Below are 5,946 nucleotides of genomic sequence, written 5' to 3' on the forward strand. Positions count from 1 at the left end.
GGCCAGGCCTGCGGCTGCAGCACCGCCAGCCAGGCCAGACCGAAGGCGGTAACGAGCGCCACCACCAGGCGCCCCCKGAAATCAAGCGCCAGGGCCAGCCCACCCATGACCGCCAGGGTCACGAGCCAGAAGCTGCGCCGCGCGCCGAGACGGTTTGCGGCCCAGAAGGCCAGCATCCCCAGGGCATAGGAGCCGCAAAAATAGAGGGCGGTGACATCAAAGGCCGGCAAGCGGTTGAAAAACAGGAGCGAGGCCAAGGCGACCATCAGAATGAGGCTGACGCCGAGCGGGGCCGAAACCGAAGTGGTGTGTGTTGCGTCGCCGTCATGCGGCTGAAACTGGAACCGCCGGGCAAAGGCAAAAATGAGAACCGCCATGGCGTAGAGCTGGAAGTCGATGGCCACGTACCAGACACCAGCAGAAAGCGCGTCCTGCCCGAGCAGGTCCTGCAGCAGCAGGACATGGGCCAGCAGCTGGTGCACCGTGGGAGCATCCGGCACGGAATGGTGCGCGAACCAGGGCCTGACCAGCGCAGCCACCAGCATGCTCACGGCCAGCGCCACAAGATAGGGTTTGACGAGCCGCCAGTAGCGGCGAAAAATCAGGGAGCCAGGTGCACCGAACACGGCCACACCTTGCGGCGCAAGCGAGGCCGCCGCCAGAAAACCACTCACGACGAGGAACACCTGCACGGCCATGCGGCCGTAGTCGTAAAGCCAGTCCATCGGGGCCGGTGCAAACGGGTGCACCACATCCGACATCGGGCCATAAAAGGCCAGGTGATGCAAAACGATCATGACGCAGGCCAGCCCTTTGAGGGCATCCATGCCGGGAAAGCGTCGGGTTGCGGTGGTCAAGGCGGGYGTTTCAGGCGCAGCGCTGCTCTGGGTACCGATGACGCTTAAGCGCAGACCCGCTGGCGTGCCAGCTCGTACTCGCGCCTGAGCTGGTCCACAAAGGCCGCGGCGCTTTGGACCTTGCTGACAGACCCAATGCCCTGCCCGCAGCCCCAGATGTCTTTCCAGGCCTTGGACTTGCTGCCTTCGCCGCCGCCAAAGTTCATGGTCTTGACGTCGCCTTCGGGAAGGTTCTCAGGGTCCATGCCGGCTGCGCGAATCGACGGCGCGAGGTAGTTGCCGTGCACACCGGTGAAGAGGCTGCTGTAAACGATGTCGTCGGAATTTCCGTCAACGATGGCCTGCTTGTAGGCGTCGGCTGCGCGCGCTTCGTCCGTGGCGATGAAGGCCGAACCGATGTAGGCGAAGTCGGCGCCCATGGCCTGCGCGGCCAGCACCGCGCCGCCGGTAGAGATGGCGCCCGACAGCGCCAGGGGGCCGTCAAACCACTGGCGGATTTCCTGGATCAGCGCGAACGGGCTCTTCACGCCTGCGTGGCCGCCCGCACCGGCGGCCACGGCCACCAGGCCGTCGGCGCCCTTTTCAATCGCCTTGCGTGCGAATTTGTTGTTGATGATGTCGTGCAGCACCACGCCGCCGTAGCTGTGGGCGGCAGCGTTGATGTCTTCGCGCGCACCCAGGCTGGTGRTGTAGATGGGCACCTTGTACTTCACGCACATTTCCATGTCGTGCTCCAGGCGGTCGTTGGACTTGTGCACGATCTGGTTGATGGCAAAAGGCGCCGCCGGCTTGTCGGGGTTGGCCTTGTTGTGGGCTGCCAGTGCCTCGGTGATCTCGGCCAGCCACTCATCGAGCTGCGATGCAGGCCGTGCGTTGAGCGCGGGCATGGCGCCCACCACGCCGGCTTTGCACTGCGCGATGACCAGCTTGGGATTGCTGATGATGAAGAGCGGCGARCCGATGATGGGCARRGGCAGCTKGTTCAATGCGCCGGGCAGTCTGGACATGGTGGCTCCGTTATTATTCTGAATTCAAGAAAAACATGCTACAACCCTTTACTGACGGGCGCAAGCAGCTATCAAATAAATAGCAGCGTGTACAGGATCAGAACGCATCCAGCGCCAGCGCCGTGACGCTGTCTGCACCGTCGACAATGCTGTCGCGCACGCCGGGCACCTTGGTCAGCAGGTGGTCAGCATAAAAACGCGCGGTGGTGATCTTGGCCTGCATGAAGGCAACATCAACGCCCTGCGCGATTTGCTCTTGCGCCACCAGCAGCGAACGCGCCATCTGCCAGCCGGCCACCACGTTGCCCGCGAGCATGAGGTAAGGCACGCTGCCGGCAAACACGGCGTTGGGACTGGCTTTGGTGTTGCCGGCCACGAAATCCACCACATCGATGAATGCCAGGCGCGCGGCCTTCAGGCGCTTGGCCACGGCCAGCGCGTCGGCGCTGCCCTGCCTGAGCAATTCGCTTTCGGTTTTTTCGATCTGCGCTGCAATCGCCTTGGCCGTCTGGCCGCCATCGCGCGAAGTCTTGCGGCCAATCAGGTCGTTGGCCTGGATCGCGGTCGTGCCTTCATAGATCGTCAGAATCTTGGCGTCGCGGTAGTACTGGGCCGCGCCGGTTTCTTCAATAAAGCCCATGCCGCCGTGCACCTGCACACCCAGCGAAGTCACTTCCAGGCTCATCTCGGTGCTGTAGCCCTTGACCAGCGGCACCATGAATTCGTAAAACGCCTGGTTCTGTTTGCGCACGTCCGCATCGGGGTGGTGATGCGTTGCGTCGTACGCCGCAGCAGCGACAGAAGCCATGGCGCGACAGCCTTCGATGTAGGCGCGCATGGTCATCAGCATGCGCTTGACGTCCGGGTGATGGATGATGGGCGCGCTGGCCTTGATGGAACCGTCAACCGGTCGGCTTTGCACGCGGTCTTTGGAAAATTCCACAGCTTTCTGGTAGGCGCGTTCGGCAATCGCGATGCCTTGCATGCCGACCGCGTAGCGCGCCGAGTTCATCATGATGAACATGTACTCAAGGCCGCGGTTTTCTTCACCGACGATGTAGCCCACGGCGCCGCCATGGTCGCCGTACTGCAGCACGGCAGTGGGCGATGCTTTGATGCCCATCTTGTGCTCGATGCTCACGCAATGCACGTCGTTGCGCGCGCCCAGGGCGCCGTCTTTGCCGACCATGAACTTGGGCACGACAAAGAGGCTGATGCCCTTGACACCCTCGGGTGCGCCGGTGACGCGCGCCAGCACCAGGTGCACGATGTTCTCGGCCATGTCGTGCTCACCATAGGTGATGAAGATCTTGGTACCGAACACCTTGTACGTGCCGTCGGGCTGCGGCTCGGCTCGGCTGCGCACCATGGCGAGGTCCGAACCAGCTTGCGGCTCGGTCAGGTTCATGGTGCCAGTCCATTGGCCGCTCACCAGCTTTTCAAGATAGACCGCCTTGAGGTCGTCGGAGCCGGCCGTGAGCAGGGCTTCAATGGCGCCGTCGCTGAGCAGCGGGCACAGCGCAAAACTCATGTTGGCGGAGTTGAGCATTTCACCGCAGGCCGCACCTATGGTTTTGGGCAAACCCTGGCCGCCAAAATCAGCCGGGTGCTGCAGGCCTTGCCAGCCGCCTTCGACGTATTGGCGGAAGGCCTCCTTGAAGCCTGGCGTGGTGGTGACTTCGCCGGATTGAAAGCTCGACGGATTGATGTCACCGTCACGGTTGAGCGGAGCCAGCACGCCCTCGTTGAACTTGGCGCATTCCTCGAGCACCGCTTGCGCGGTGTCGAAGCCGGCTTCTTCAAAGCCGGGGATTTGCGCGATCTGTTCGATGTTGGCCAGATGTTTGATGTCAAACAGCATGTCCTTGAGGGGGGCTTTGTATGTCATGTTTTGTCTCCGAAAATTAACTTATTGCGCGGCGAAGGCCATTAAAAGCTGTGCCACAGTGGTCTGCTGGTTTGGCCTGTGCCAGGCGTAGCCGGGGCCGCTTGCCACACGGCCTCTCGCGAATCTAGGGCGAGAAATCACGAACTGGAGGTTCCACCAGTTTTTCGGATTTCCGCACGACATAACCGTTGTCCATCAAGGCATTGAGCCAGCCCGCCGCCATCAAGTCCACATGACCCGAGTCCGGGGCCGAAGCGTAAAACGCATCCTGAAACTCCAGCATGGGCACGAGCTTCTTGCTGTACAGCGTCACGCGGTAGCGGGTAGAACCCCTGCGGGCTTCATGGCCCTGGGAGGTAACGGTAGAGCCCATCGGAACAAACAGCAGCGTGTTGTAACCCTGGCCGGACCATTCGCCCAGCACGCCCCTGATATTGGAACGCTGACCGAACGTACCCGCGTACTTTGCGGGAACACCGTTGAGCTGCATGAACTCTGCGGCATGCCCAACACTTTGGTTCATCAAGCGGTTGTCGAGTACACCCGAGAGCCTGTAGCCTTTGACCAGATCCGGGTTCTGGTTGGCCCACTCGGGGGTCACAAAAATCAGGGCCAAAGACGTCACAGGCTCCTTGATTTCCGACTTGACGCTGACCTGTTCGACTTTGCGGTCAAGCCCCGCGCACGCAGTGAGGAGCAAGCCCGTCAGCATCAAGGCGATGCATGCGCCTCGCCTCATGCCGGATTGGCCGGGTTGCTGCCTGGCTTTCATGTCGCGCTGGCCTGAAACCGCATTACAGTGCGGCAACCAGCTCGGGCACAGCCGTGAACAAGTCAGCTTCCAGGCCGTAATCCGCCACGCTGAAGATCGGCGCTTCCGGGTCCTTGTTGATCGCCACGATGACCTTGCTGTCTTTCATGCCGGCCAGGTGTTGGATCGCACCGGAAATACCGGCGGCGATGTAGAGCTGGGGCGCGACAATCTTGCCGGTCTGGCCCACTTGCCAGTCATTGGGGGCGTAGCCCRCGTCAACCGCTGCGCGCGATGCGCCGAGAGCTGCACCCAGCTTGTCGGCCAGCGGCGTAAGCACTTCGTTGAATTTCTCGCTGGAGCCCATCGCGCGGCCACCGGAGACGATGATCTTGGCAGCCGTCAGCTCGGGGCGGTCGCTCTTGGCGATCTCGGAGCCCAGGAAGGTCGACTTGCCGCTGTCGGCAACGCCCGCGGGCGTTTCGATCGCAGCGGAGCCACCAGTGGCGGCAGCAGCGTCAAAGCCGGTGGTGCGCACGGTGATGACTTTGGTCGCGTCCAGGCTTTGCACGATGGCAATCGCATTGCCGGCGTAGATGGGGCGCTCAAAAGTGTCGGCGGCATCGACCTTGGTGATGTCGGAAATCTGGCCGACGTCCAGCGTCGCGGCCACACGGGGGGCGATGTTCTTGCCCGAGGCAGTGGCGGGAAACAGGATGTGCGAATAGGCGCTGGCGATGGCCAGTACCTGCGCGGCCATGTTCTCGGCCAGGCCATGGGCGAAATGCTCGCCTTCGACGTGGATGACTTTGGCCACGCCGGCAATGGCGGCGGCTGCCTTGGCGGCGGCTTCGGCGCCCTTGCCGGCCACCAGCACGTGCACATCGCCGCCGCACTGGGCGGCAGCCGTTACGGTGTTGAGGGTCGCGGGCTTGATGCTGGCGTTGTCGTGTTCTGCAATAACGAGTGCGGTCATGTCATCAGTCCTTAAATTACTTTGGCTTCGTTCTTGAGCTTGTCCACCAGGGCGGCCACGTCGGCCACCTTGATGCCTGCGCTGCGCTTGGGCGGCTCGCTGACCTTCAGGGTCTTGATGCGCGGCTTGACGTCCACGCCGAGCTCTTCGGGCTTGATGTTGTCGAGCTGCTTTTTCTTGGCCTTCATGATGTTGGGCAAGGTGACGTAGCGCGGCTCATTGAGGCGCAGGTCGGTCGTGATGATGGCCGGCAGCGTGAGCGAGAGGGTTTCCAGGCCGCCGTCGACTTCGCGCGTGACCTTGGCAGTGCCGCCTTCAACTTCAACCTTGGAGGCAAAGGTGGCTTGTGGCCAGCCCAGCAGCGCGGCCAGCATCTGGCCGGTCTGGTTGCAGTCGTCGTCAATGGCCTGTTTGCCGAGGATGACGAGTTGGGGTTGTTCTTTTTCGACCAGGGCCTTGAGCAGCTT

At 62.3% G+C, this 5,946-nt stretch carries 6 protein-coding genes; all 6 read right to left on the bottom strand.

All coding sequences use genetic code 11. From position 1 onward, the window contains the following. A partial coding sequence (locus AC1DWI_RS11680; RefSeq protein ID WP_477724876.1) for an acyltransferase family protein occupies window positions 1-857 on the bottom strand: 857 nt, incomplete at its 3' end. Between the two features lie 44 nt (window positions 858-901). Then, window positions 902-1,864, bottom strand: a complete 963-nt coding sequence (locus tag AC1DWI_RS11685; RefSeq protein WP_477724877.1) for an NAD(P)H-dependent flavin oxidoreductase — start codon at window positions 1,862-1,864, stop codon at window positions 902-904. Between the two features lie 97 nt (window positions 1,865-1,961). Then, complete coding sequence (locus AC1DWI_RS11690) at window positions 1,962-3,752, bottom strand: acyl-CoA dehydrogenase (RefSeq protein WP_477671083.1); 1,791 nt, start codon at window positions 3,750-3,752, stop codon at window positions 1,962-1,964. Window positions 3,753-3,876: 124 nt separating this feature from the next. Beyond that, window positions 3,877-4,524 (bottom strand): hypothetical protein, encoded by a 648-nt coding sequence (locus tag AC1DWI_RS11695; protein WP_477701352.1) that lies wholly within the window; start codon window positions 4,522-4,524, stop codon window positions 3,877-3,879. Between the two features lie 22 nt (window positions 4,525-4,546). Continuing rightward, on the bottom strand, window positions 4,547-5,479 hold the full coding sequence (locus AC1DWI_RS11700) for an electron transfer flavoprotein subunit alpha/FixB family protein (protein ID WP_477724878.1): 933 nt from the start codon (window positions 5,477-5,479) through the stop codon (window positions 4,547-4,549). 11 nt (window positions 5,480-5,490) lie between these two features. Beyond that, on the bottom strand, window positions 5,491-5,946 hold a 456-nt coding region (locus tag AC1DWI_RS11705; protein ID WP_477724879.1), incomplete at its 5' end, for an electron transfer flavoprotein subunit beta/FixA family protein.

It is taken from the genome of Polaromonas sp. P3_C2, assembly GCF_056402675.1.

Bases quoted from the DNA above. Each gene is read 5' to 3' on its own strand.
- AC1DWI_RS11695 (WP_477701352.1), bottom strand. From the start codon at position 4,524: ATGAAAGCCAGGCAGCAACCCGGCCAATCCGGCATGAGGCGAGGCGCA.
- AC1DWI_RS11690 (WP_477671083.1), bottom strand. From the start codon at position 3,752: ATGACATACAAAGCCCCCCTCAAGGACATGCTGTTTGACATCAAACAT.